Below are 25,128 nucleotides of genomic sequence, written 5' to 3' on the forward strand. Positions count from 1 at the left end.
ATATGGGAATCCAAAAATATGTCACAAGACCTGAAAAAAGATATAAAGGTCAACGCAGACACAGCAGTTTTTATGTGGGTCAACATCTCTATCATTGGCTCCAGCTACATCAAATGTTCCCAAAAAAATATAGAAGAGCTAATGCAAATTAGCCGCTATCGGGGCTCTTCTAGGTTTTGTGTGATAAGTTTAATTGACAATATGATCGATCGATCTTTGTGTCCTTTGTGTCTTTGTGGTTCGTTCCACCCCCTCGCTCTTGAGAAATGTATCTTAGAATACATTTTACCCACCAAAGCTGGGAGAGCCCTATCGGTTGAAGGATTACATCAAGGGACAAAGAGCTATATCGCTTGCCCTATCTACCTTCTAGCTCGCTTGTCCCCCTCTCAGAGTTAAATTCTAACACCTTAAAATCGGGAAAATCGACTACATACTGACTAATTGCTTCTTTTTTGGGCTGGGAGTAAGAAAAAATTACAATCGGATAAATCGGTAAGACAAATTTCTCATGAAAGCGAGCAAAATAAGTAAACATCCGCCGGTTAAACCACTTTCGAGAACTTTCCTGCGCCTCGACATAAATCAGAAAGAAAGATTCTTTTCCGCGAAACCTAACTTGTGCTACTAAGTCGCTTTTATGCCTTTCTCCTTCCGTGACATCGGTAAATACTTCTTTGTCTAAAAAAGTAATTGAGTCTGTGTCTAAATAATTCATTACTTCAGGAAAAAACAACTCAATAAATTCGACAAAAAAGGTGGAAATCAACTCCTTAAATAAGCGATCATGATCAACATTATTAGTCATGTAATATCATCTTAACTAATCTCATCGGTGAATGACTACTAGAAAATAATAACTCTTTGATTCTAACAAGTTTAAGGTTACTTGACAATACTTACGGTAAAAGTGGACATTAAATCAATAAAAGTTGACAAAAGTGTAGCGGGTTAGCTCACTCTTAGGATTATCCAGAAAACGGGTTTCTTTAAGAAACCCGTTTTCTATTATTTTAAAGAGGTTGAGAATATCCTCTCGTTGATAACCCTGTTCGTACAACCGTTTAGTGGCGTTGTCAAGTTTGAAGATGATGGCGCATCAGAGCAGACTTGAAAACGCTTTAACAGTAAGGCTCTCGTTGTGTCGCAATTCATTCTTCATATTCTGATCTGACAACGCCCGCTTCTTTGCGGGGGAGATAGGAGAATAAATAAAGGCAATCTCCTGACTCCTGACTCCTGACTCCTGACTCCTGACTCCTGATAACTGACTCCTGATAACTGACTCCTGATAACTGATAACTGATAACTGATAAGTTCCGCTAATCTTTAGATAAATTGCCAGAAACATACCAAGTAAAACCACCGCCGATGACTGCCATAACTGCTAAAGCTAATAGTACCGGTCGGAGTCCGAATTGAGTTTCGGCGATACCCGCAACAGCTAATGGTAAAGAGAGGGCAATATTAACGGCATTGTTTTCTAAACCAAAGACTTTACCGCGCATTTCGGGGGGTGTATCTGCCTGTAGGGTAGTTTGCATGGGAACCCCGACTAAAGCGGCAAAAATCCCTAATAAAGCGGTCATAGCGAAGGCTAAAATTAAACTCTTTGTTGCTAAAGATAAACCGATTAAAGCTGCCGCCATACCCAGAGAACCCCAGAGACTTAATTGGGTGTGGGAGAATTTTTGGCCCCAATAACCCAAAGTAATCGCACTAACTGCCATTCCTGCACCACAGGAGGCTAATAAAAAGCCGAATTGAGAAGCTTTTAACCCGGGTAGTTTTTCCGCCATACTGACGGCTAATACTGATAGAGCAGCAAAAATACAGAATAAGATGACTAATTGAATTAGGGCGTTACGAACTTTATGATTTTTGTTGAGGTAACGAATGCCGTCGCGGATATCTTCCCAAACATGGGGCTGTTCTGCGGTAGGAATAATATATTTTTCGTTAGTTCGCAGGATAATTAGAATTAAACCGGCAATTATATAAAAAGCACCGACAATCATCACTTTGCCAATATCAAATTGTCCGGCTCTCGTGCCGAAAATGCTATCAGCAAAAGCTAATAGAGGTTCACCGATGGCAAAACCGATAATTAATACCGCCATGGTGGTTAAAGTGCTGAGGGAATTAGCGGGTAGAAGATGACGACGTTTTACCACTAATGCCAGGGTAGATTGTTCGGCGGGGGCAAAAAATTGGGTTAGGGTGGAGACAAGAAAAGTAATGACTAACAACAGGAAAAAACCGAAGGGTAAATTAAATTCTCCTTGTAGCCGGTAATGCCAATTTCTTAAACCGTCAGGCAACCAACCGAGGGGAACCGCTAAAGTTTGCTCGCGCACTAACCACAATAATAGGGGAATGACGAGGACAAAAGCCCCGCGTAAAAGGTTAGAAATAACTAAAACTTGTTTTTTTAACCATCTATCAACATATACACCCGCCACCGAACCCACTAACACCGCCGGAATTGTATTAGCAATCATTATCGCCGATACCCAGCCGCTAATCGATTGATCGGCTTCTTGGTAATGGGTGGCAATTAGGGAGATCATCAGGACTAAATAGAATTTATCCGCTAATTGGGAAAAAATTCCCCCCGCCCAGAGAATGAGAAAGCGCGGGTTTTTTAGCACTGGGGCAAAACCCTGACTAGGATTGGATTTGGGCGCACGTTTAGGCAAGCGGTTCATGGTTTCTGCGTCGGATTGCCTCGGTGAGGAATCGGAAGAATTAAAAACAGGAGTGGGGGAGGCGCTGGACGTAGCGTCGTCAGTTTCTGAGTCAAACAGTTGCATTATGATGATTTTTGCTATCTGTTTAAAATTCTAAGGGAGATAAACCCTCAACTAATGCCGAGGAGCGAAAAGTTTTTCCCAGATGATATTGAGTATAGCGACGCAGCAAACGATCGAGGTTAATCCAAGCTAGTTCTGAGGTAAGGTTTTCTTCTGGGGGAAAATCTGTTTTTCCTAGGCATTGCAGTAATTGCAGTTCTTGCCGCGTCAGTTTACTATCGATTTTGGGCGGGTTGATTGTTTCTGTTAGGGCAGCTAGATCTATTATTCCCCCTGCCTCGAAACTAAATCCTAGGCAATTGTTCCCAATTAAAGCTTTTCCCGTCAACAGGCAGTTATGGACTTGCGGCACTAAGCCGGCAATTATTAAGAAATGAAAAATTGCTTGACAAAGGTAGGGAAGTATGTATTCATTCTCGTCGAGGACTTCAATTCTGGCCAGATGGCTGCAGATTAATTCGTATAATTCCCTCTGGGGTTGTTCGCTCAGGGCGATCGCCAAAACCAGTTCACAGAGGTATTGACTAACGGTTAGTTTGGCGAGATTTTGACTTAATTTGGGATAAGATTCGATAGTTTCAGCTTGAACGACCTTATCTAGGGATTTTCCTGCGACTATCAACAGATTATTGACCACAAATAGTTCACTTCTACCCCGCAGGGAAGATTTATACTTGCGCGCACCTGGAGCGATGGCTCTAATTAAACCATATTCGGCGGTCAAAATAGTTAAGAGGCGATCGGCTTCTCCGAAGGCCATTCCTTGCAGATTGATTCCAGTAGCTTGATAGGTACGAGACATCATTTAGTAATTAGGGTTTGCCGAACAAGTTTGTTGGTGGGGACAGGGTGCGGGGTGTGGGGTGTAGGGTGTAGGGTTTTACCGATTTTGAGGGGGTCAATTACCTAATTTTCAGGGAAAAAGTCCCTGAATTTTCCCCCCGATCACTCCCATACCTGGTACTTTTTGATTGACAAAAGGTCTAAAAGTCTTACCCAACAAGGTTTTTAGATTTTTTCAGCAAACCCTAGCTAATTGTCTCCCCAAGAAGACTTGAGCTAATCACCAAGCAAAGGGGAATCAGTCATGACTATGGAGGTTAGCGGACTCGAACCGCTGACATCCTGCTTGCAAAGCAGGCGCTCTACCAACTGAGCTAAACCCCCGATCTGGTTTTTGAGACACTCTCGTTATTATAACCTATAGTGAAAAATATTACAAGTTAATTTTTCCCTTGCCTGCCATGTCTTATCTAGTCGCCACTTTTTACCAGTTTGTGGCTTTGTCAGATTATCGTCAAAAACAGCCAGAAATACAAAAATACTGCCAAGAAAGAGGAATTAAAGGAACTATTCTTCTGGCAGCCGAGGGGATTAACGCAACGATCGCCGGGAACCGTCAAGCGATCGCTGAAGTGATTAGTTGGTTAAAAACCGATACTCGTTTAGCTAATCTAGAGGTGAAAGAGTCTGTTTGTGATTATTTGCCCTTTCAACGCTTAAAAATTCGCTTAAAAAAGGAAATTGTGACTTTTGGTCAACCCAAGGCTAATCCTCTCGAAAACACAGGAATTTATCTCAAAACTGAAGAGTGGAACCAATTGCTGAAAGAGCCGGACGTGGTAGTGATCGATACTCGTAATAATTATGAAGTGGCGATCGGTACTTTTGCGGGAGCGCTTAACCCAGAAATCCAGCATTTTCGCCAATTTCCTGAGTATATTCAGGAAAATTTTGATAGTATTAACGATAAAAAAATAGCTCTTTTTTGTACGGGGGGAATTCGTTGTGAAAAGGCGGCAGCTTTTTTATTAAATCAAGGCTTTTCTCAAGTTTATCAGCTAGAGGGAGGTATTTTGAAATACTTAGAAGAAGTTAGTCCCGATCAGAGTCTTTGGCAAGGAGAATGTTTTGTTTTTGATCAAAGAGTGGCACTAACAGCTAATCTAGAGGTAGGACATTATGAAATGTGTCCCGCTTGCGGTCATCCCATCGATGAAAAAGATAAACAATCCCCCAATTACCGAACGGGAATATCTTGTCCTTATTGTAGTTAATCTTATCCTATTTAGTATCTGGTTACTTTTTCTTGCGGATTTGTGTACCAGAAATCATGTCATGAAGGGCGCGTTTTTTCTTTGTCCAGGCTGCCAGTAAAAAGCCCAAATATAAGGGAGCAGTGGAGAGATATTTTAGTAAGTAGCGGCGATTTGCTCTTGCAAAAGATATGCGTCGGCCTTGACTATCCGTGACGGATAAATCAAAAAACATTTTACCAATAGTGGCTTTAAAAAGATATTCTAAGAAAACATAATATAACCATTTAATAACTATTCCTAAACCAAGAGCAGTCAGAATGGCAATATGCTCGTGAGTAAAGTTAACTTTGGCTTGAATATTATAGATAATTGCCGCTATAAATAAAGCAAAACCAAAAATTGTTGTTCCGGCTGCACTTAATCCTGCTGCATAGTAAACCCAGATTTCTTTGGGAATATCAAAGTTAAGATTTAAATCTTGAAAAGTTGACCATTGTTGTAAGCGAAAACAGATATAACCACCTAATAAAGCTGCGATAATAAAAACGATAAAAGAATCAATTAAAGAAGCTTTGAAACGGAGCCAAAACCCAGCATAACTGGGAGAAATTGCGGCGAGTAAAGAAATAAGTGCAGGATTGGGAATAGGAATAATTTTAGGTTTTTCAGGAGCAGAATTTTTAGTTTTTTTAGTTTGATGGGGATTGGCTTTAATATCGGTAATAATTTTTAGCAAAGTTTTGGTATCTTTCGGTCGATCAATAGGTTTTTCTGCCATTAAATTATCGATAAAATCTGCTAATCGAGAAGGGATATTTTGTGCATATTTACGCCAGTTAAATTCATTTGTATTAATATTATAAATTTTCGGATCACTGGGTTCTTTACCGGTTAACAAAAAGACGAAAGTTTTGCCCAAAGCATAAAAGTCTGATTGGGGGACAGAGTGACCAAGAGATTGTTCAGGAGGAGCATATCCGGGGGTATAAATTCCCGTATTTTTACCTCCTGCTAGGACGGTTTTAGTCACCTGTCGCGCTGCCCCAAAATCAATTAAAACTAATTGACCATCGGGTTTTAAGATAATATTAGAGGGTTTGATATCACGATGATAGAATTTATGTTTATGAACTTCATGGAGAATATTAGCCAACTGACTTAACCAATCCAAAGCGAGATTATAATCAATCGGTTTAAATCCTCTTTGTTTTTGATGTTCTTCTAAGTCAATACCAGCAATTTTCTCCATAACTAAACAGTGTAAAGCAGTTTGACTCTCCCGGGGATGATAAATAAAATAGTTTTCTCCTTTGGGAATACCGGGGTGATTTAATTGTTTTAAAAGATTGGCTTCCTGTTGAAATAAATCAATAGCTTTGCTAGAATCGTAGGTAAGAACTTTTAACACTTTAGGTATTTTACGTTCATCTATCACTTCATAGGTATTACCGAATCCACCTTTGGCACTCAATAAATTTGTGACTCGATATTTACCATTTAAAAGCAAGTCGGAACCACAGGATTGACAGTAACGACTCTCCGTGATACTTTTCGGTTTGGGACAATGAGGATTAATACAAAAACTCATAGATTTTATTGGTAGAGTAAAAAATAAACTTGATGATAACAATATTCCTTGATATATTTAAGGTTTATTACCAAGAAAAAAGCCGCGCAATCCCAAAGTTACCACGGCACTTAAAAAAGCCACAACCATGGGAATAATCAGAGATTTAAACCCTTTCAAGTCCGCAATATCTTTAACTAGAATTGCATAACCATCTTCGACTTTTTCCAGTCGTTTATCCATTGTTTCAAATTTCTGATCAAGAGTTTTAATATCTCCTTTGATTTCTGTGACTTCCACCTTTAAATCATTAACATCTTTTTGGAGACTGTTAAATTTTTGATCCATATCTCTTTGGAGATTGTCGATTTTCTGATCCACATCTCTTTGGAGACTGTCAATTTTCTGATCCACATCTCTTTGGAGACTGTCAAATTTTTGATTAACATCTCTTTGGAGATTGTCGATTTTACTCTCGATCCTTGTCAGGACAGATTCAAGGGAATAGGTAACGGTTTCGCTAGTTTGTGTCATAATTAAAACCCTCTTACAGATAACTACTTTATTGAAATAAAAAATTAAGGTTTATTACCAAGAAAAAAGCCGCGCAATCCCAAAGTTACCACGGCACTTAAAAAAGCTACAACCATGGGGATAATCAGGGATTTAAACCCTTTTAAGTCCGCAATATCTTTAACTAGAATTGCATAACTAGATTCGACTTTTTCCAGTCGTTTATCGATTGTTTCGACTTTCTGATCAAGATTTTTAATATCTCCCTTGATTTCTGTGACTTCCACCTTTAAATCATTAACGTCTTTTTGGAGACTGTCAAATTTTTGATTAACATCTTTTTGGAGACTGTCAAATTTTTGATCCATAGCTCTTTGGAGATTGTCGATTTTCTCATCTACATCTCTTTGAAGACTGTCAATTTTCTGATCCATATCTCTTTGGAGACTGTCAAATTTTTGATTAACATCTCTTTGGAGAGAGTCAATTTTCTGATTAACCTCTTTAATGCTATCTTTAATTTCTTTCAGGACAGATTCGAGAGAATAGGTAACGGTTTCGCCAGTTTGTGTCATAATTAACAACCTCTTACAAATAACTACTTTCTTGACATAAAAAATTAAGGTTTATTACCAAGAAAAAAGCCGCGCAATCCTAAAGTTACCACGGCACTTAAAAAAGCTACGACCATGGGGATAATCAGGGATTTAAACCCTTTTAAGTCCGCAATATCTTTAACTAGGATTGCATAACTATCTTCAACTTTTTCCAGTCGTTTATCTATTCTTTCGACTTTCTGGTCAAGAGTTTTAATATCTCCCTTGGTTTCTGTGACTTCCACCTTTAAATCATTAACGTCTTTTTGGAGACTGTCAAATTTTTGATTAACATCTTTTTGGAGACTGTCAAATTTTTGATCCATATCTCTTTGGAGACTGTCAAATTTTTGATCCATATCTCTTTGGAGACTGTCAATTTTCTGATTAACATCTCTTTGGAGATTGTCAATTTTCTGATCCATATCTCTTTGGAGACTGTCAAATTTTTGATTAACATCTCTTTGGAGATTGTCGATTTTACTCTCGATCCTTGTTAGGACAGATTCGAGAGAATAGGTAACGGTTTCGCTAGTTTGTGTCATAATTAACAACCTCTGGTCGATAAGGCCAAATATAATTAGGTTATACTGAAAAAGTTTGGCGTTGGTGTGGGGTTTTACCCATTTTCAGGGAAAAAGTCCCTGAATTTTCCCTCTGATCACTCCAATGGCCGGCACTGTTTGATTTGAAAAAAGCCTAAAGATATTATCCAACAAAGTTTTTCGATTTATTCAGCCAGCCCTAAGTATTCCCCTATTGCCTATTGCTAGGGACTAAGGACGATTACGCTACCGAAAAAATTCCATTGTGGCCAGAGATCGATCATGGTAATTTAAGAAAGCGATCGGGGAACTCTAACAGGGAAGATCCCGACCCTAACCAGGGAGTGACTGTTTAACCGTCTGTCCTATGTACAAGTCTATTACTGTTTTAACGCTGCTGACGGGAATTATCGCCGTTGACGTGGTTTTTGCTCAATCCACTGTTAATCTTCCCATCACAGTTCAACAGGGAGAATCCTACGAAGGATTATTGACTAGAGCATCGCAATTAGCCGAGAAAACTATCATCAGTCGTTTTAATCAACAACAGGGTATTAATAAAATTGATTTATTGATAACGGCCGAAAAATCAGGGGCGATCGCACCTCTCCTCTCGGTGAAGGTGTCCCGTCAAGATTGGTTTGGTCATCCCAATATTCAACGCTGGAGAAATGTTTTTCCCTTTGGCAAAGCTCTCCTCGGTTTTAGCTCTCCCGCACCCGTCGTCACTCCGAAAAGTCCCCCCGCTGCCGTTAATCCCAGTCCATCTCCAGCAGCATCTCCCGGCGCTACCACTCCTCCTCCTCCCCCTACTTTACTCTTCGAGGATGAGCCGAATAATGCTCCCCCAATCCCCATTCCTAACCAAAGATTAACCACTCCAGCTAATCGTTAATTGATAGGAAAAGGACGGGCTTTCGGAAGATATATTGACTTTTAAGTAGCAAAACGAGGCTGAAACCAGTCTAGGGGAAAAATATCATCTTCTTGGGCGGTTTCTGTCCAACCAGTGACACTCTCAAAACAAGTCCCCGTCAAGTTAGCACCCCTCAAGTCCGCTCCCTGTAGATTTACCTGTTGTAAACGCGCTCCCGCTAGATTAGCACCCGCTAAATTGGCCCCGCGTAAATCACTACCCGTCAGACGTGCCTCACTAAAATTAGCCCTTTCTAAATTGGCCCCTTGAAAGTCCACCTCTTTCAGAAAAGAGCCCCTAAAATTGGCTTCCCTTGCGGAAATCTGACGACATTTAGCCCCACTTAACCGCGCTTCCTGCAAATTGGCCCAATTGAGATTGACTTTATCTAGGGTTGCCTCCAAGAGATTAACTAAGTATAAATTCGCCCCGCATAAATTCGCCCCGCATAAATTCGCCCCCCGGAGATTAGCATGGGAAAGATCCGCCCCACTTAATCGCGAGTTACGCAGGTTAGCCTGTACCATAAAGGCCCCGGTGAGATTGGCTTTGGTTAAGTCCGCTTCCACTAATTGCGCTTGACTTAATTTGGCATAGGTTAAATTCGCCCAATTCAAACTCGCTCCCCGCAGATTTGATTTAGTCAGAAAAGAGCGGCTCAAATTAGTTCCGCGCAAATTGGCCGCAGCAAAATTGACAGCGATTAGAGTCACTTGTTGTAGATCTAGACTCATCAAGTCAATGGCTAAAAAATCCCGTTCTCCTTGTTCATAGAGTCTTAGTAACTGATTAACTTTCATCTCCCTTCTTCTACTTATAAGATGGTGGTTAAGAAGTAATCAACAAAAGCACCTAAAAACTTTGTCCGATAACTAACTCAGCTTTTAGATAAGAAATTTATCAGGCTCTCTTTTGAGTTTATGTAAAGTTTTTTGTCGATTTTTTAAGAGAAGATAACGCGAACAGCAAGTTAATTTTCATCATAGTTAAGTAGCTTGGCTAAAACAGTTTGACTGGTTTTCCCAATTCTACCCCAGCCCATCGGGTAATTAGTATCTAAAACTACTCTTGTTAAAAAACTTATCTATTGTTCAAACTCGATTATATTTAACCCAGCCAATTCTCCCTATTTTCTCGGATCAGGGCGGTGGAGCCGAGAGGACTTTTAGGGTATTTTTACCCAAATCACACTAAATCCGGTTATTAAAGACTGATTATTGATTGCCCCTTTTGCCTATTGCAAGAGTGCTTTTTGCCTGTCCTGATATGTAGCCTATACTCAACGGATTTAGTATCAATAGAGACGTTGCTAGGCAACGTCTCTACAAAAGTGGTATTTAATCAAGCTACTCAGGAACAGACAGAGGGGAAACCTTTTGGGCTTGAGCGAGATAGTACCATCCCGACGGGACAAATACCAGTGCGCTTAGGGTGGTTCCGATTACCCCGATGGAAATACAGATAGCGAGGGGTTCCCAAAAAGCCCCGCCGTAGAGAAATAATGGCACAAATCCCGTCACGGTGGTTAAGGTAGTGGTGAGAATGTGACGGGTGGAAGCAATGACCACTTCCCGGATTGCCTTGCGTTGGCGTTGAAGATGGGGGGGTAAAGCTTGTAAAGCCGCTACCACGACAATAGAGTCATTAACGGAAACCCCAACTAAGCCGATAGTGCCTAAAATGGACATGAATCCTAGGGGATATTCAAATAACCAGAGGGAAAATAAGGCTAGTCCAATTGAACTAATACCGACGACAGTAACTAGGGCAGCAAGACGGAAGGAGTTAAAAGAAAGAACAAGGGTTGATAGCATTAGAATCGCCAAGACTCCCACACTAGCAATTAGATTAGCCACAGCTGTATCTCTTTCTTCTTCCTCTCCGCCAAATTCGAGCCGATACCCTGCCGGAAGGGAAAATTTGCCCGATTCTAAGTTTTGGCGAAATTCGTCTAAAACCGTTGCAGCGATCGCATCAGCTTGAACATAGGCCTTCACCGTATTAATTCGCTTGCCATTTCGTCGAGGAATCGTGGCTAATTCGGGGAGAAAATCAAATTCTGCCACGGAGGAAAGGGAAATATTCGCCCGTTCAGCAGTGGCGGAATTACCGAGAATATTTAAAGAGGCAATTTGTGGCAGTTGCTCGCGATCGCGATTAGCGACTCGGACTCGTACGGGTAATTCTTCCGTTGCTTCTAAAATCGAGCCACCCACAGAACCTTCTAAAAGGTTATCCAATTGACTTGCGATCGCCGCATTATCCAAACCAATCAGTCGAGCTTTTTCTTCATTAATTTTTAAGGATAATTTAGCTTGAATTTCACTTAAATCAGCAACAGAATAGGTTATTTCGGGTATTTTTGCCAGTTCTTCCCGTAGGGACTCGCCAATTTTCCTTAACATCTCCAATTCTGAGCCATAAACCCTAATTTCGATCGGGGCGCCCACCGGTGGACCCTGTTCTAGGGGGCTAACTAATACCCTTGCCATCGGTAGAGCTTGACTTAATTGTTTTTGTAAGGTTTCGATCAATTGGGGATCATCAGAAACTTGCCGAAGTTGAATCAACGCTTGGGCAAAATTAGGAGAGTCTTTGACGCCATCGGAGAGATTATAGTAGAAGGGGGGAGCATTACGCCCTAAAAACCAGTGAACTTCCCCAATTTCTCGATGATCTAGCAGTATTTTTTCAGCTTGAGCCACTTTTACCTGAGTTACTTCTAGGGTTGTGGTGGGGGCCAGTTCGATTTCTAGGGTTAACTGATCTCGTTCTGCCGGCGGAAAGAATTCTTCCGGGAGAGTGCCAGCGACAACAAAGCCAGTAATTGGGACAATCAAGCCAATAACCAGACCTAATACGGGAAAATAGAGAATTAACTTCAAAATTTGGCGATATAACCCCGTTAGGAGCGGTAAATTAATTCCCGTATCCCACCAATGGGTTTTTGTCTGGTGCGAGCGATGAGTCAGTTGATATAAACGTAAACTGAGGACAGGAATAATCGTTAGGGACAAAATTAGAGAACTAACTAAGGCTAAGATCACTGTTTGGGCGATAGTACGCACGAATTCGCCAGTGCCTCCTTGCAAAAGAGCGATCGGCATAAAAGACAAAATCGTGGTTAGGGTAGAAGCTAAGAGGGGAATCCCTAACTGTTTAACGGTTTCAGCAACAATATGTTCGTGAGCTATTCCCGTCCGTAGTCCTTTTTGCAGTTCATCGACAATTACAATAGCGTTATCGATCAAAAGTCCCAAAGCAATGACAATTCCTGTCACCGACATTTGATGTAGGGGAATTTGCCAGAGATTCATACCGGCAAAGACCATCAGGATCGATAAAGGCAGCGATACACTTACTACCAAGGCGGACTGCCATCCCATCATCACAAAAGCTGTCCCCATGACACAGAGTAACCCTAGGATCATGTTGCTGAATAATCCATCGAGTCGGTTAGCCACATAACGATTTTGGGCAAAAATTATCTTGAGGCTAACACCTTGGGGGAGAGAGGGTCGAAACAGGTCTAACTTGGCCTGGGCCGCCGCTGTCCATTCGTCTATGCGTTGGCCCGATTCCATCATAGCCGCCACCACAATAGCGGGTTTACCGTTAATAATGGTTAGTTCTGGCGGTGGTTCTTGAATTCCCTTGGTAACTAGAGCGATATCTCCTAAACGGGTAAATTGTCCATCATTACTGTAACGAATCGGAATTGCTCGAATCCGAGAGAGTGATTCTAAACTGGTATCGACTTCCAATAATAAATTATTGCGATTACTGCGAAGTTGTCCGGCGGCAACCTTGGCATCACTGGTTTGAATTTGTTGGGCAACTTCGACGGCGGTTAGGCCCAGGGAGGATAATTTCACCGGATCGATTTCGACTAAAATTTCCTCGGCCGGAACCCCGACTAACTCGACCCTTTCGGTTCCCCAAAGGGCTTCTAATTCATCGAACAGTTCTTGGCCAAGTCGGCGTAAAATAGCGTAATTAGGAGCGGTATCTAGATCCCAAAGGATGGCAGTCAATAAACTAAAGGCTTTACTATATCCTTCTTCGTATAAGGGTCTTTGGGCTTCTGGGGGTAGTTCCGGGATGACATCGGTAATCCGATCGCGAATGCGTGACCAGACGGGATCCACATCAGTCACTTCATCTTTAAGTTCAATATTGACCGTGGAACGCCCTAATTCCGAGGAGGACTCAATCAGGCTAATTTCTTTGATGCTAGAGAGAGATTGTTCAATTTTTTCGGTCACTAGGGATTCCACCCGATAAGGACTGGCACCGGGTAAATTGGTGGTAATGGTGGCACCTCGATTAATTGTTTCGGGATCTTCCATGCGCGGCAAAATTTGAAAGGAAGACAATCCCCAGACAATAATCAGAATTAAGGTCAGAATTAGTAATCTAGGTTTACGTTCAAATAAGTTATTCATTGGAGATTATTAGGGATAATAAAGCTGATTAATGACCACTGACTACCAAATTTCCACCATTTGCCCGGGTACGATGCGGTGAACCCCTTCGACGATCACTCGATCACCGGAGGTGAGAGTCCCGCGCACCAACAAGCGATCGCCTTGAATCGCTAGAACTTCTAAATCTTGGCGTTTGACGGTAAATTGTCGAGGATTATCGGGATTAGCTTCTCCTAGAACATAGGAAGACCATAATCCTCTCGTGCCTTGTACTAAAGCTTCTGTGGGCAACCAATAGCCCGATTGTGGAACTGATTGAGATAATTCTAGGCTGACCACTTGCCCCGGAATCAGGCCCTGAGTCTGATTTAAACTTAAAATAACCGTGGCGGTACGGGTAGTTGGATCAATTTGGGGCAAGGTTGAAGTGACTTGTCCTGTTAATATTTTGTTACCAATTTTTAAACGATGTTTACTCCCAATTGGTAAGTTTTCGGACTGGTCAATGGGAACCCCGATACGCGCTTCCAGTTTATTACTTTCCACCAAACGAACGATCGGATTACTTGCAGAAACAACAGTGCCAATATTGACGTGAAGGAGGGCAATAGTGCCATCGTAGGGGGCTTGAAGTTGGCTTTTCTCAATCTCTAATTTAATATTCTTCAGTTGGGCATCAAATTGGTCAATAACGGCTTTTTGCAGAGAAATCAATTCGGGACGAGTACCAGCTTTGAGTTCATCTAATTGACTTTGGGCTTCATCAATTCTCGCTTGTTGTGCATTAACATCTGTTTGCACTTCTTCGAGTTGTTCTCTAGTAATTGCCCCTTCTTGATACAATCCTAGCCGTCTTTGGTATTTAGATTGGGCTAAAGCTAATTGTTCCCTGAGATCTCGGACTTTTGCTTGGGCTGCAGCGATACTTTCTTTCCTGGAACCAGCTTGTAATTCTTGCAGTTTAGCCGTGGCTTGCGATCGCTGGGCGATGAGTTCTTGTTTTTGTGCTTCTAAATTGCGTGTATCTAGAGTAGCAATTAAAGTACCTCTGCGTACCTCTTGACCCTCTTGAACCAATAAACTAATTAATTGTCCCGAACGCTCAAATCCTAGTTCACTTGTCCGTTTAGCCACAATATTACCGGTATAACGGCGCGGTTCTTGGTGATGGGTGACAGGACTTAAAGTTAAGGTTCGCACCGGTAAGGCTGCCGTCTTGCTCTTATCGATTGCTAACGAAGCGGTTTCTTCTGAGGTGGTGGATTCAGAGGTGTCTTCTAAGAGGACATTACGCAGGGTAGGATAGGCAAAAACCGAGGTGGCCGCTAGGATACCAGTAATAATTAATCGCCAGGGCAATCGCAGTTTTTTGATGGCAGTTTCTTGCTGTTTAGTGACGGGATTGGGGGAAGTCATAATCTAGTTCCAAATGAGTAGGGTTTTGTCAAGAGTAATAACAGATTAGCGAGGAAAGAACTATTTTTTGATGGAATAAGGCCGTAGGACAAAAGCCGCTGCTAGGGATAATATACCGGCGGACAAAAAGGCAATTTGTACCCCCCAGGGGTTATCAGGAGTTTTCCCGAAAGAAAGGATTAATCCTGTTAGAAAAGACCCCGCACCTTGGCTAAATTGAATTAGTAGCCCCCTAGTTCCAAAAAATATTGCTTCTCGTCCCATTCCCTGTTGCTCCGCATCTTGATCGATAATGTCCGATAACATGGCATTCGGCAGACTAAAAAAGCTGGCTAGGGCTAAATTAGCGATGATCGAAAGGATTAACCAGGGAATCAAAGAATCTTGCCACCAAAAACGACCACAGGCCATGGCAATCATACCCAGACCAACCCAGATTAAAGAACCTTGAAAAACCAGTTTTTTGCCATATTTTTGCGCTAAGGGTAAAACCAGGGTAAATCCAGCCAAGGCACTACCGACGATAATAGTATTAATCACGGCGGCAAAACTTACCTCTCGTTTGAGGAGAGCAATTACTAAAAAAGTCGGAATCACCGAGATAATACTAATCACCATCCACGCCAAGATCATGGTGATCATATAGATACAAAAAGTCCGATTGGTAAAAGCCGCCGTTAAGGTGGTTTTAAAGTTAGGATATTTCCCCTTAGAAGGACTATATTCTTCTTTTTCTAGCAAGGGCATAGCTAGAGTAATTAGCCCAATAAGACTAATAGCAATACCCATTCCCTGAAAGCCATAGCTATCAGTTAACCAAGGGGCAATAATCCCACCAATGGTGGCACCAACTAAACCAAAAATTCCGATTTGAGTTGATAATTTAACCCTTCCTTCTGGGCTTTTAGCGAGAGTGGGCAACCAGGCTAAATAGGGAACATGATAGGATGCCATACCCACATAAAACACCCAAAGCATGGTGACTAAATAAATGAAGTAAGTGGTTTGATTTAAGTTATTAGGGGGATTAAACAACAGGATAAAACCACCAATTAAAGGGACTAAACTGGCCAGTATAAATGGTCTTCTTTTGCCCCAAGGACTCCAAAAGCGATCGGAAAAATAACCGACTACTGGCTGCACAAAAGCCCCAGCAATACGGCTAATCATTATCGCTATCCCCACTAAAGCAGAGGGCAATAAAATGGATAAGTTATAGTCATTGGGAATGCCCGGGTCGTAGCGATAGATTAGCATGGTTAGAAGGGCATTGTTAACGATAAAGTTACCAAACCAACCAGTGATATAAGGAAGATAATCTATTCGGAGATGTTGCCATTTGCTAGAAGTGCTAGAAGTCATTAGAATTGGGGGAGAGATGGGTAGTTAGCAGTAGATTGTTAGGCTTATTTAAAGAAATTCGTAGCGACCGGGTGAGAGAATGTGATTGGGATCCAAGCTGTCTTTAATTTTCTGGATTAAGCAACTATAATCGTCTTGGGCTACGGGTAAACTATTCATAGAGTGGGTACTAAGACGATAGGGATAATAGCCTTGATTGATCAATTCTGCCAACATTTCATCGTGACAATTTAAGGCTTTTTGGTCTTCGCCTTCTAGCAATCGATCATAAAAAATGGCAGCATTGATGTTAATATTGCGCTCGGTAACACAGTTAATGCCGATATTGGGTTCATAACCATATTTTTGAGCGATGCTGCTGATAATATTGAGAGCATTTCTGAGATGATTTCCCAGAAAAGGAACAGCGGGAACACACCAAATCATGCCACAGGCATCCAGGTCTAAATTCAACCTATCGGTGGGGGGCGTTTTTTTGCGCCAATAGGCCATCTTCAGCACTTTTTCGGTAATCATTCCTCGTTGGGGATTTTTGTGATAAATTAAATCCACCTTGTCCTTAATTTCCACACCAGTAAATACTTTAAAAATGGGACTCATTTTGCTGGCCATTTTGAACTTATTTTCATCAAAAAACATAAGTTTATTGACAATTCCTTTCAAGGCTTTTTCAATTAGGTTTCTTTCGACTTTTCCCTGTTCTGGTGAAGCCGAATATAAAGCACCTTCTCCTATCCAAACACCGCCACCCCATTGATGACTTAATTGTTCTAATAAATCGGGGGGTAAAGGAGTTTTTTCTTGGCATTTCTGCCAGGGATATTGTTGTTGAATAGACAACATTCGGTAGTTATTATTAATGTGGAAGGTGGTTTTAATTACCCCTGCCATTTTCAGTTGACGTAGTTTGTCGATCAATAACTCTAATTTATTTTCCTGATCGATGCTATAGAAAAAAGCCTGAAAATATTCAGGATAGGGGGTTAACCAAAAAGTCATTTTGGTGACGATTCCCAGGTTAGATTGGGTAAAAATTCCATCAAAATAAGGACCGACTCCCCAACGATTGACCGCCCCTATTTGGGAGTTTTCAAAGCGATTAAATCCCGTATGAACACATTCACCGGTGGGCAAAACTACTTCCATTCCACAGACATGATTAAAGCGATCGCCCAAAGGTCCTTTGGCTTCACCTCGTTCGAGAATATTGCCAATAATACTAGAATCAGGAGTCGAACCGGTGACACTCATTAATAATTTATTGCCATTTTTCTGCAAAAAATCGTAGAGTTGTCGCTGAGTAACACCCGCTTCAATAGTTACATAAGCTAGGGTTTCATTATAATCCAAAATCTGATTTAATCGACTCAAATCCATTAAAACCGAACCGGTGCGGCTAGGAACTCGCGAACCATAACCCCAATTTTTACCCGTACTAATAGGATAGACAGGGGTTTGATAGCGATTAGCAATTTTTAGAGATTCTTGGACTTCTTGACGATTACCTGGGCGAATAATTGCCGGGATTTTAGCATGGGTTTCGTAGGTAGCGGTCTCGGCTTCTAGGCGTTTTTTGTTATCGGTGCTGACATATTCGGAGCCTAATAAATTTTCCCATTCTTGTAGAGCGTTAGTTAAATTGTCGCTAATAATATTTTCGGAAACAATTAGAGAGTCCATAGTATTTTTTTTCTCCTTGAAATTCAGGTATGAGGGGTAATTAAAGGGCCCTAGGGAACCGGCCCTGCTATCCGTGGCAATTAACTTTTAAGCGGTTGCTGTTTGCGAGAGAAAATTGCGCTAAAACTAGGAATAAAACGGGGAGTATTGGCGAAAACTGCTTGATAATTGGTGTCTTGACTCAAAGCTTCTTCTTCAGCCGGAATGCGTTGGATTAATAACCAAGCATTCAGGAGACTAAAGACTATAGATGTCAGATAAGCGGTATGAAACAGGGGAACCACCGCTAATTCCGTGATCATGGCCCACCAGTTAGGATGACGGATATATTGATAAATGCCATTGTCGATCACGGGTGTCTGAGGAACCGTGACCACCTGATGAATCCAGCGATCGCCCAAGGCTTCAATGGAGGCATAGCGGAGCTTTTGAGCTAAAAAAGTAGTAATTAGGGAAAATAAAGCCAATGCTGGAATAAAAGGTCGATCGAGCAGATAAACTTCCCCGATCATGCAAAGCATCCAGCTAGATTGGAAAATCTTGACGAATCCCACATAATTAGAACTATGCAGTTTGCCACCTTCCGCTAAGACTTTGGCCATATTCTGTTTACTCAGACGAGTAACGCGCACTCGTTGGACAATAATGTAACTAATCAGGGCAATGAAAACTATTTGGCTTAACATCCTTAAATATCCTTAGAATTGAACTAAAATGGCTTCTTGAGCAAATCCGGGACCCATGGAAATTATTAATCCGTAGGAACCCGTGGGAGGATGGGGACGGGAGAGGGTTTCATCGAGAATGCAGAGGATAGTAGCAGAGGCAATATTGCCAATTTCTGCCAAAATATCCCAACTAACCTGTAAAACATCCGGTTCTAACTGGAATTCTTCAACTATTGCATCGAGAATCTTTGGACCCCCCGGATGCACCATCCAACAGACAATTTCCTCGAGGGAAACTCCTGTTTTTTCCAGTAAAGATGTCACCGCTTTTCTCACCCCACCCTTGACGTAATCAGAGACTTCTGGGCGAAGAATTTGGCGAAAACCGTAGTCTGTTAAAGGTAATGCCATTAAATGCTCTGTGTGGGGCATTAACAGCGATTGAGTGCCGATAATCTTCAGTTTTGCTTTACCTTGCTTGACTAAGGGATGTTCATCTCCCGCTAAGAGAACCGTGCCGACTCCATCGCCAAATAAAGCCGCTACCACAAGGGTCATAATGATATTGCTATATTGAGACGGATCTTCGGGTAATTGTCCCAATAATTCCGTTAAATCGCTATGAATTGACCCTTGCCAAAGGCCAGAGGAGGGATCGGTGGTAAACAAAATCGCTGTTTCGGTGGGATGTCCTTGCAGATAATCGTTTACTCTGGCTAATCCTTGGGCGCCTCCCAAACAGCCGACACCCGATAACGCTTGCCGCTTGATATCGAGGGAAAAATCTAGACGATTGAGGAGTAAACTTTCTAGGGAAGGAACGGAAGGAAGAACAGTAACGGAAGTAACTAGGGAGATTTCTTTGGGAGAAAGAGCGGCTTTTTTGAGCAAATTAGTTACTGTCGATGTTACTAAATCCATAGTTAGATCGACCATTTGACGAAAGGGTTGGGCGATTCCAGGAGGATTATCGGCATCGAATTCATCTAGGGGAATGGTGAAGTATCGCCCTTGAATTTTGACATTACTGAAAAAACGATGAATTTGTTCTAAATCAAAAAAGGTTTGTTCCTGGAAGTCGAGTTGATTTTCTCGGCAATAATCTTGAAGAAGATTAGCACAATGATTTCTGATATTGACTTCTAGAACTTCTTGGGGATAGTAATGTTCTGGAAAACCAGTAGCTGTCTCAATAATGTAGGGCATTGGAGTTAAGATAGAGGGATTTCAGGGGGTAAATTATGGTGGGAGATTTAAGCCAGTAATCGGCGAGCTAATCCTTGGGCTTGGCGTATATAACCCAATTTGTCAATCACTAAGGAGTGAGTACCGCTATGGTGTTTATTGTCGGCGCTTAAATTGGCACTAATTTGACGTTTTAGCTTTTCAAATTTATAGACAAACCGGGATTTTTTATCCTGAGCTTGTAGATAAGCGGCCACTAAATTACTTTGTTCTTCAAATACTCGCCAGTGGGTGCCAGTGGGATGAACCATTCCGATGACAAACAGGTTATTTTCCTCTGGGTGAAAAACATTCATATAGAGGTTAGGCTGGGTGGTTCCTTCTTGCCAATTTAAATCAGATTTGTCAATAAAAGAAAATTCAATTTTGTAACCAGTGGCGTAGATAATCAGATCAATTTCTTCTGTACTGCCATCGGCAAAAATAACTTTCTTTCCGTCTAATTCTTGGATATTAGGCTTATGGGTGACATCTCCATGCACATAATAACGATAGATTTGTTGGTCACTGTTGGGAATAATTAGACCGTTACTTTTACAATCTGTAGGAATATTGAGCTTTTTGAGATTAACTCCTTGTAAGAATAGAGCTATTGGTGATAATAAAGCCATCATTTTCATGTGTTCTTGGGCTGGAATTAGATTCATGATTGGCGTGTTAATCATCACCCATTCTGGGGGCAAACCGAACAAAAATTTCGGCATACAGAGAAAGCCACGACGGGTACTATGGAAAGTTTTACTACCATTAATAGCCGCTTCGACGACTAAATCCATGGCTGATTGTCCCGCTCCAACTACTAGGACTTTTTTAGCATTTAGTTGAGCGGGATTATCATAATCTTTTGAATGGATAATTTCCCCGTCAAAATGCCCAGAAAATTGAGGAATATTCGGTTTACTATGATAACCACTAGCGATTAAAACCCCTCGGTATCGTCTGGTTTCTTGGTTGCTAAGGGTGACATCCCAAAAGTTACCCACCTTTTTTACTTTCTCCACGCTGAGATTAAATTCCATGAAATCATAGAGATTAAAATGAGCGGCATAATTGCGAAGATATTCATAGACTAACCGATGATTGGGATAATCTGGGTAATCTTTTGGCATGGGAAAATCGGAAAAAGGTTGTGTGGTTTTATGACCAATCAGATGTGTATTTTTATACATTGGACTATCGGGACGATCATAAATCCAAATACCCCCAACATCCTGGGCAGATTCGATAACATTAAAGGGAATTTTGGCTTTGCTTAAGGCTCTAGCCGCCGCTAATCCTGCGGCACCAGCCCCAATAATACAGTATTGCTCTTTGTAATCTAAAGTCATAATTTTTCTCCCTTGAATAGTTGGTTGATTAGGCAGTCATTTGTTCAGGAAACTCTCGTAAACTTTGGCCAATTATTTTCATAATTTTCTCCGTATGTTGATTGATAAAGAAATGTCCTCCCGGTAAGGTATGCAGGACAAAATCTTGATTGGTTTGCAGTTGCCATTGTTGTAATTGATCGGCAGAAACCTTGGCATCGTTGTGGCCTCCAAAAACGGTAATAGGACAATTTAAGGGTTGACCTTGTTGATAAGAATAGGTCTCTAGGAGTTTGAAATCTGCTCGTAAAATTGGCAAAAAAGCCGCCATTAAATCGGGATTTTTGAGGAGAGTTTCTGGGGTTCCTTGAAAATGACCTAAAGCTGTTAAAAATTGCTCATCTCCCAGACGATGAATGGGTAAATCAGGATTGACAATTTGAGGCGCTCGAAATCCAGACATAAATAAATGTTGGGGTAGATTTTGGCGAGTTTTAGCTAATTCTCTGGTTAATTCAAAACTGATTAAAGAACCCATGCTATGACCAAAAAAAGCATAAGGTTGGTCTAAATAGGGAGTCAGAATCGGAATGAGACGATTAATCAGGGATTTTAGCGATGTAATCGCAGTTTCCTGAAGACGCGTTTCGCGTCCGGGTAGTTGAATCGCCCACAATTCCACTTCCTTGGGGCAGTAATTCAGCCAATTTTGGAATGCGGAGGCACCCCCACCGGCGTAGGGAAAACAAAATAGACGAATGCGGGCGTTAGGATTAGCTTGTTTGCGAATTAGCCAAAGTTTCGGATCATTAGAGATATTTTCGGCTTTAGTCGTCTTGATTGGTTTTTTCTGTTTTGAGGGGAGAGGAGTTTTATTGCTAGTTGCAGGTTGGGAGTTTTGGGTGATTAAGTTGAATATTTGCGGTAAAAACTGCTCAATACTCAATCCCGCTAGGTATTCCACGGGAACAATAATTTTTAAATCCTCCTCTAGTTGACGTCGTAATTGACTGGACATGAGAGAATCTAAGCCTAAACTAGAGAGCGGTTGCTTGGTATGTAGCTTGACCACGGATAAACCAGTAATCTGTTCTAAAACACCGATAATGTAGGTTTCTAGTTGTTTAAGCTGTTTCTCTGCGGGTGTGGCCAACAGAGAGTCAAGGGTAATTAGATGACCAGAAGATGATGCGGTGGTGGTTTTGACAACTTCTGGCGGTTGCGGCGGTGTTTCTAGGAGATATTTCGACAATTTAGGCAATAATTGCGCTTCTTCTGGGGTCAAGTCGCCTGTTTTTAGCCAATAACTACTTCTTTCAAAGCTGTAGGTCGGTAAGATACAGGGTTTACTGTCTTGATTGGCCGTTATCTCTTGCCAATTCAGGGCGAATCCCCGCAGATAAAGCTGACTGACACTCTCGAGGATTTGTTGTCGGTCAGAGGTTTGACGACGCAAACTGGGCAACCAAAGACAAGGATAATTTTTATCCAGTAGGCTGCCCATGGCCGATAAAACGGGATGGGATCCGCATTCGACAAATAGCTCATAACCGTTGTCCAGTAAGGTTTTTATCCCATCGGCAAAGCGAACAGAAGACCGGAGATGACGACACCAATAATCGGGAGTAGTGACCTCAAAATTGACTAAGTTGCCATTAAGGTTAGAAATTAAGGCTCGTTGGGGGGGATGATAGGTGATAGTTTCAGCAATTTGTCGGAACTCGTCTAAAATCTCCTCCATCAGAGGGGAATGAAAAGCTTGAGAGACATTTAACCGGGTAATTTTCAGATTTTTGACCTGAAGCTGTTTTACCAGGGTTTCTATGGTCTCTGCAGCACCGGACAGGACAATATTATCCTGACCATTAATAGCGGCAATAGCGACCTGAGATTGATAGGGGGCAATTAAGGGACTAATTTCAGCTTCACTAGCCGAGATAACGACCATTGAACCACTTTTTCCCACAGAATCCATCAATTTAGCCCGATAGAAGACTAATTTTAAGGCATCTTCTAAACTAAAGACTCCAGCAACACAGGCGGCCACATATTCCCCTAAACTATGACCCATAACCCCATGGGGGCTAATTCCCCAGGATTCCCAGAGTTTAAAAAGGGCGTATTCGAGAGCAAATAGGGCAGGTTGGCTGTAAAAAGTTTGATTGAGATGATTTTCTTGGTCAATAATCTCCGTTAGGCAATAGTCCCCATATTGACGGAGAATCTCAGCACAGCGATCGAGTGTTTGACGAAATAGAGGATAACATTGGTATAGTTCCCTTCCCATACCGGGGTATTGAGAACCCTGTCCCGGAAAGAGAAAGGCAATTTTTGCCCGATTTTTGCCATTAAATTCACTTTTTTGGCGAAAAGAACTGGGTTCACCTTGAACGAAAGCGGCTAATTTTTCTTGAAGTTGGCAGTGACTAGAGACAATACAGGTGAAACGATGGGGTAATTGGGAGCGACTGCGATTGCTAGTGGCACAAATGGAGCTTAAAGCAATATTTTTCGCATTTTCTAGGTAATTTGCGTATTTTTGGGCTAGTTTGATTAAAGCCGATTCAGTCTTGGCTGAGAGGGTGAACAGATAGGGCGATGAATCAGGTGCCGCAGTCGTTTCAGGTTCGTAAGGGTATTCTTCGAGAATAATATGGGCATTAGTGCCATTTAAGCCAAAAGAACTAACTCCAGCTAAACGAGCAGAATTTTCACTAACCCATTCACGGTTTTTAGTCGGAACTTTCAGCGGCTGATTTTCCCAGTCTAGATGGGGTGTCGGTTGCTGGAAGTGGAGATGGGGGGCAATTTGTCGATGTTGCAAGCATAAAATCACTTTCATCAGTCCGGCAATACCAGCGGCCGCTTCTAGATGGCCGATATTAGTTTTGACGGAACCAACCCAAACCGGTTGGGGATTTTTAGCAAAAACTGTCGATAATGCACCTAATTCAATGGGATCGCCCAAAGAAGTGCCAGTTCCATGGGCTTCAATATAGCTAATATCCTCTGGCTTTACCTGAGCATTTTTTAAAGCTTGACGAATCAATTGTTCTTGACTAAGTTGATTGGGAACTGTTAAACCGCTACTCGTACCACCATGGTTAACGGCCGAACCTTTAATTAGTCCTAAAATCAAGTTATTATCCCGAATAGCCGCAGATAAAGACTTTAAAACTATAATACCGCCGCCTTCTCCCCGCACATAGCCATTTGCTGTTCTATCAAAGGTTTTACAACGACCGTCAGGAGACAACATCTGGGCGCGGGATTCCATGATAGTAACGAAGGGAGTTAACATTAGGTTGACTCCCCCAGCTAGGGCAACTTCACACTCGTTATTGCGTAAACTTTGGCAAGCTAAATGAACAGCGACTAAAGAGGAGGCACAAGCAGTATCAACCGTTAAAGTTGGGCCATGAAATCCAAAAAGATAGGATAAACGTCCCGAAGCTACACTTTTAGCATTTCCCGTTCCCGTATAGGCATCAATCAGAGCGGGATGATGGCTAAAATGGGAGTAATCTTGAGTCATCATGCCGATAAATACCCCCGTTTGACTTCCTCGCCGATTTAAGGGTGATATTCCCGCATTTTCCAGAGCTTCCCAGGCTAGTTCCAGCAGTAATCGCTGTTGCGGATCCATTTGTGCCACCTCCCGGGGAGAAAGACCAAAAAAATCAGCGTCAAATTGATCTATCGGTTGATTTAAGAAGCCACCGTGACGGGTATAGACTTTTCCCCTTGCATCGGGCTTAGGATCGTAATAATTGTCAATATTCCAGCGTTGCGGCGGAATTTCGCTGATGGCATCGGTTCCTGATTGCAATAATTCCCAAAAAGTTTCCGGTGAATTAGCTCCCTGGGGAAAGCGACAGGACATACCAATAATTGCAATTGGTTCATTCTTAGCTTTTTCTAGGGTATGTAGCTTAGTTTTTAAGACCTTAATTTGATTTAAGGCATCTTTTATTAAGCTCATTTGATCAGTTTTGGCAGGTATTTGTGTCATGGTAAACAGGTTATTTAGATAG

Annotated in this window: 17 protein-coding genes, 1 tRNA gene and 1 pseudogene; 2 read left to right on the forward strand and 17 right to left on the reverse strand. The window is 41.8% G+C overall.

What is annotated here, in order from left to right; translation table 11 throughout:
• Positions 1-394: 394 nt before the first annotated feature.
• From PN470_RS03110 to PN470_RS03125, 4 genes and pseudogenes are all read right to left on the reverse strand, one after another.
• A pseudogene (locus PN470_RS03110) lies at positions 395-808 on the reverse strand (Rpn family recombination-promoting nuclease/putative transposase); the annotation flags it as partial.
• Between the two features lie 514 nt (positions 809-1,322).
• Positions 1,323-2,813, reverse strand: a complete 1,491-nt coding sequence (locus tag PN470_RS03115) for an MFS transporter (RefSeq protein WP_272103628.1) — start codon at positions 2,811-2,813, stop codon at positions 1,323-1,325.
• A 22-nt stretch (positions 2,814-2,835) separates the two neighbouring features.
• The gene (gene recO, locus PN470_RS03120) at positions 2,836-3,618 is read right to left on the reverse strand and encodes a DNA repair protein RecO (RefSeq protein WP_016515329.1); all 783 of its coding nucleotides are present in this window, start codon (positions 3,616-3,618) and stop codon (positions 2,836-2,838) included.
• A 289-nt stretch (positions 3,619-3,907) separates the two neighbouring features.
• Positions 3,908-3,980 (reverse strand) — tRNA-Ala (locus PN470_RS03125).
• Positions 3,981-4,057: 77 nt separating this feature from the next.
• Here PN470_RS03125 and trhO point away from each other — a divergent pair.
• Positions 4,058-4,870 carry an oxygen-dependent tRNA uridine(34) hydroxylase TrhO gene (gene trhO, locus PN470_RS03130; RefSeq protein WP_002776877.1) on the forward strand — a complete coding sequence of 271 codons (813 nt, stop codon included), beginning with the start codon at positions 4,058-4,060 and terminating at the stop codon, positions 4,868-4,870.
• A gap of 22 nt (positions 4,871-4,892) precedes the next feature.
• Here the strand turns inward: trhO and PN470_RS03135 are convergent, their stop codons facing one another.
• From PN470_RS03135 to PN470_RS03150, 4 genes are read right to left on the reverse strand one after another with little or no spacing between them, the layout of a single operon-like run.
• Positions 4,893-6,440: a protein kinase domain-containing protein gene (locus tag PN470_RS03135; protein WP_002776876.1), complete on the reverse strand. Its 1,548-nt coding sequence runs from the start codon at positions 6,438-6,440 to the stop codon at positions 4,893-4,895.
• Positions 6,441-6,497: 57 nt separating this feature from the next.
• On the reverse strand, positions 6,498-6,953 hold the full coding sequence (locus tag PN470_RS03140; RefSeq protein ID WP_002793975.1) for a coiled-coil domain-containing protein: 456 nt from the start codon (positions 6,951-6,953) through the stop codon (positions 6,498-6,500).
• Between the two features lie 44 nt (positions 6,954-6,997).
• Complete coding sequence (locus PN470_RS03145; RefSeq protein ID WP_103112969.1) at positions 6,998-7,507, reverse strand: coiled-coil domain-containing protein; 510 nt, start codon at positions 7,505-7,507, stop codon at positions 6,998-7,000.
• A gap of 44 nt (positions 7,508-7,551) precedes the next feature.
• Entirely contained in the window at positions 7,552-8,073 is a 522-nt protein-coding gene (locus PN470_RS03150; RefSeq protein ID WP_103112970.1) for a hypothetical protein, read from the reverse strand.
• 367 nt (positions 8,074-8,440) lie between these two features.
• Here PN470_RS03150 and PN470_RS03155 point away from each other — a divergent pair, with 367 nt between their 5' ends.
• Positions 8,441-8,968: a hypothetical protein gene (locus PN470_RS03155; RefSeq protein ID WP_103112971.1), complete on the forward strand. Its 528-nt coding sequence runs from the start codon at positions 8,441-8,443 to the stop codon at positions 8,966-8,968.
• A 41-nt stretch (positions 8,969-9,009) separates the two neighbouring features.
• On the opposite strand, the gene PN470_RS03160 is transcribed toward PN470_RS03155, so the two are convergent.
• From PN470_RS03160 to PN470_RS03200, 9 genes are all read right to left on the reverse strand, one after another.
• The gene (locus PN470_RS03160) at positions 9,010-9,789 is read right to left on the reverse strand and encodes a pentapeptide repeat-containing protein (protein ID WP_002776869.1); all 780 of its coding nucleotides are present in this window, start codon (positions 9,787-9,789) and stop codon (positions 9,010-9,012) included.
• Between the two features lie 546 nt (positions 9,790-10,335).
• Positions 10,336-13,434, reverse strand: coding sequence for an efflux RND transporter permease subunit (locus tag PN470_RS03165; RefSeq protein WP_272103631.1), 3,099 nt, complete (start codon positions 13,432-13,434; stop codon positions 10,336-10,338).
• A 42-nt stretch (positions 13,435-13,476) separates the two neighbouring features.
• Positions 13,477-14,832: an efflux RND transporter periplasmic adaptor subunit gene (locus tag PN470_RS03170; RefSeq protein ID WP_194013288.1), complete on the reverse strand. Its 1,356-nt coding sequence runs from the start codon at positions 14,830-14,832 to the stop codon at positions 13,477-13,479.
• Positions 14,833-14,892: 60 nt separating this feature from the next.
• A complete protein-coding gene (locus PN470_RS03175) occupies positions 14,893-16,194 on the reverse strand; it encodes an MFS transporter (protein WP_272103633.1) in 1,302 nt (433 codons plus the stop codon).
• Positions 16,195-16,242: 48 nt separating this feature from the next.
• Positions 16,243-17,874: an FAD-binding oxidoreductase gene (locus tag PN470_RS03180; protein ID WP_103112974.1), complete on the reverse strand. Its 1,632-nt coding sequence runs from the start codon at positions 17,872-17,874 to the stop codon at positions 16,243-16,245.
• Positions 17,875-17,954: 80 nt separating this feature from the next.
• Positions 17,955-18,560, reverse strand: coding sequence for an isoprenylcysteine carboxyl methyltransferase family protein (locus tag PN470_RS03185; RefSeq protein ID WP_002731647.1), 606 nt, complete (start codon positions 18,558-18,560; stop codon positions 17,955-17,957).
• 12 nt (positions 18,561-18,572) lie between these two features.
• Positions 18,573-19,748: a type III polyketide synthase gene (locus PN470_RS03190; RefSeq protein WP_193976950.1), complete on the reverse strand. Its 1,176-nt coding sequence runs from the start codon at positions 19,746-19,748 to the stop codon at positions 18,573-18,575.
• 47 nt (positions 19,749-19,795) lie between these two features.
• Positions 19,796-21,115 carry a flavin-containing monooxygenase gene (locus PN470_RS03195; protein ID WP_024970095.1) on the reverse strand — a complete coding sequence of 440 codons (1,320 nt, stop codon included), beginning with the start codon at positions 21,113-21,115 and terminating at the stop codon, positions 19,796-19,798.
• A 28-nt stretch (positions 21,116-21,143) separates the two neighbouring features.
• Positions 21,144-25,076 carry a beta-ketoacyl synthase N-terminal-like domain-containing protein gene (locus PN470_RS03200; protein ID WP_272103635.1) on the reverse strand — a complete coding sequence of 1,311 codons (3,933 nt, stop codon included), beginning with the start codon at positions 25,074-25,076 and terminating at the stop codon, positions 21,144-21,146.
• Positions 25,077-25,128: the final 52 nt, after the last annotated feature.

Origin of the sequence: Microcystis sp. CS-574 (assembly GCF_028329095.1) — a bacterium.
Classification (GTDB): Bacteria; Cyanobacteriota; Cyanobacteriia; order Cyanobacteriales; family Microcystaceae; genus Microcystis; species Microcystis ichthyoblabe_A.

What these genes read in the sequence shown, in the direction of transcription:
- PN470_RS03185 (WP_002731647.1), bottom strand. Translation starts at nt 18,560, where the DNA reads ATGTTAAGCCAAATAGTTTTCATTGCCCTGATTAGTTACATTATTGTC.
- PN470_RS03115 (WP_272103628.1), bottom strand. Translation starts at nt 2,813, where the DNA reads ATGCAACTGTTTGACTCAGAAACTGACGACGCTACGTCCAGCGCCTCC.
- PN470_RS03140 (WP_002793975.1), bottom strand. Translation starts at nt 6,953, where the DNA reads ATGACACAAACTAGCGAAACCGTTACCTATTCCCTTGAATCTGTCCTG.
- PN470_RS03165 (WP_272103631.1), bottom strand. Translation starts at nt 13,434, where the DNA reads ATGAATAACTTATTTGAACGTAAACCTAGATTACTAATTCTGACCTTA.
- trhO (WP_002776877.1), top strand. Translation starts at nt 4,058, where the DNA reads ATGTCTTATCTAGTCGCCACTTTTTACCAGTTTGTGGCTTTGTCAGAT.
- PN470_RS03150 (WP_103112970.1), bottom strand. Translation starts at nt 8,073, where the DNA reads ATGACACAAACTAGCGAAACCGTTACCTATTCTCTCGAATCTGTCCTA.
- PN470_RS03155 (WP_103112971.1), top strand. Translation starts at nt 8,441, where the DNA reads ATGTACAAGTCTATTACTGTTTTAACGCTGCTGACGGGAATTATCGCC.
- PN470_RS03200 (WP_272103635.1), bottom strand. Translation starts at nt 25,076, where the DNA reads ATGAGCTTAATAAAAGATGCCTTAAATCAAATTAAGGTCTTAAAAACT.
- PN470_RS03160 (WP_002776869.1), bottom strand. Translation starts at nt 9,789, where the DNA reads ATGAAAGTTAATCAGTTACTAAGACTCTATGAACAAGGAGAACGGGAT.
- PN470_RS03195 (WP_024970095.1), bottom strand. Translation starts at nt 21,115, where the DNA reads ATGACTTTAGATTACAAAGAGCAATACTGTATTATTGGGGCTGGTGCC.
- PN470_RS03145 (WP_103112969.1), bottom strand. Translation starts at nt 7,507, where the DNA reads ATGACACAAACTGGCGAAACCGTTACCTATTCTCTCGAATCTGTCCTG.
- PN470_RS03170 (WP_194013288.1), bottom strand. Translation starts at nt 14,832, where the DNA reads ATGACTTCCCCCAATCCCGTCACTAAACAGCAAGAAACTGCCATCAAA.
- recO (WP_016515329.1), bottom strand. Translation starts at nt 3,618, where the DNA reads ATGATGTCTCGTACCTATCAAGCTACTGGAATCAATCTGCAAGGAATG.
- PN470_RS03135 (WP_002776876.1), bottom strand. Translation starts at nt 6,440, where the DNA reads ATGAGTTTTTGTATTAATCCTCATTGTCCCAAACCGAAAAGTATCACG.
- PN470_RS03175 (WP_272103633.1), bottom strand. Translation starts at nt 16,194, where the DNA reads ATGACTTCTAGCACTTCTAGCAAATGGCAACATCTCCGAATAGATTAT.
- PN470_RS03190 (WP_193976950.1), bottom strand. Translation starts at nt 19,748, where the DNA reads ATGCCCTACATTATTGAGACAGCTACTGGTTTTCCAGAACATTACTAT.
- PN470_RS03180 (WP_103112974.1), bottom strand. Translation starts at nt 17,874, where the DNA reads ATGGACTCTCTAATTGTTTCCGAAAATATTATTAGCGACAATTTAACT.